The organism is Streptomyces sp. DH12 (genome assembly GCF_020873895.1).
In the GTDB taxonomy this organism is placed as follows: domain Bacteria; phylum Actinomycetota; class Actinomycetes; order Streptomycetales; family Streptomycetaceae; genus Streptomyces.
This window is the reverse complement of the sequence record NZ_JAHWGT010000174.1, coordinates 1-852: the sequence shown is the minus strand read 5'-3', so window position 1 is coordinate 852 and position 852 is coordinate 1. Positions and strand designations below refer to the sequence as shown.

The following is an 852-nucleotide window of genomic DNA, read 5'->3' as shown; positions in this document are numbered from 1 at the left end:
CGCTGATGCACGGCGGCGGCACGGTCGCCCTGCGCACGCGGGTCACCGGCAACCAGGTCGTCGTGGAGGTCACCGACGAGGGTCCGGGCGTGCCCGCCGAGCTGGGGTCGCGGATCTTCGAGCGGGCGATCAGCGGCCGCAACTCCACCGGGATCGGCCTGGCGGTCGCCCGGGACCTGGCGGAGGCGGACGGCGGCCGTCTGGAGATGCTCCAGGCCAAGCCGCCCGTGTTCGGCCTGTTCCTGTCCCGCACGCCCCCGCAGAAGGACCCGGACGAGGAGACCCGCAGGACGGTGCGCTGAGCGGGACGCGCCGCGGCAGGGGGAGCGCTACGGCACGCGCTGCCGGAGCCGCTCCCCGCCGGCCGTGGCGCCGCCGCCCGCCACGGGCTCCTCGCGCACCGGCAGGGCGCGGAACACCCATGTGCGGTAGGACCAGAAGCGGAACAGCGTCGCGATGCCGATGCCGAGGAACTTGAAGATGTTGCTCTGCAGCGAGCTGTCCCAGCCGAAGCCGTACGTCGCCGTGTAGAGCAGGCCGTTCTCGATCACCAGGCCGATGGCGCTGAACAGCAGGAACAGCGACATCTCGCGGGTGCGCCGGGACTTGTCGCGGTCCCGGTAGGTGAAGTAGCGGAAGCCGACGTAGTTGAAGACGATCGCGACCACGGTGGCGATGACGCTCGCGCGCACCACCTGGAGGTCGGTCGCCTGGCGGACCAGGTTGAACACACCGAGGTTGACCAGAACGCCGGCTCCCCCCACCGCGCCGAACTTGGCCACTTCGCGGAAGAGCCGTCGAAGCCCCGAGGAACCTTGTCCCATCGCCCACAGGCTCCCGTCGGTCGAGTGC

Annotated in this window: 2 protein-coding genes; one reads left to right on the top strand and one right to left on the bottom strand. The window is 71.2% G+C overall.

All coding sequences use genetic code 11. The features are described from left to right. The coding region (locus tag LPA54_RS33310) for a sensor histidine kinase (protein ID WP_228984464.1) at positions 1-302 on the top strand (302 nt) is incomplete at its 5' end. Between the two features lie 27 nt (positions 303-329). Here LPA54_RS33310 and LPA54_RS33305 read toward each other — a convergent pair. Further along, a complete protein-coding gene (locus LPA54_RS33305; RefSeq protein WP_228984465.1) occupies positions 330-824 on the bottom strand; it encodes a GtrA family protein in 495 nt (164 codons plus the stop codon). Between the last annotated feature and the right edge of the window lie 28 nt (positions 825-852).

Bases quoted from the DNA above. Each gene is read 5' to 3' on its own strand.
- LPA54_RS33305 (WP_228984465.1), bottom strand. From the start codon at position 824: ATGGGACAAGGTTCCTCGGGGCTTCGACGGCTCTTCCGCGAAGTGGCC.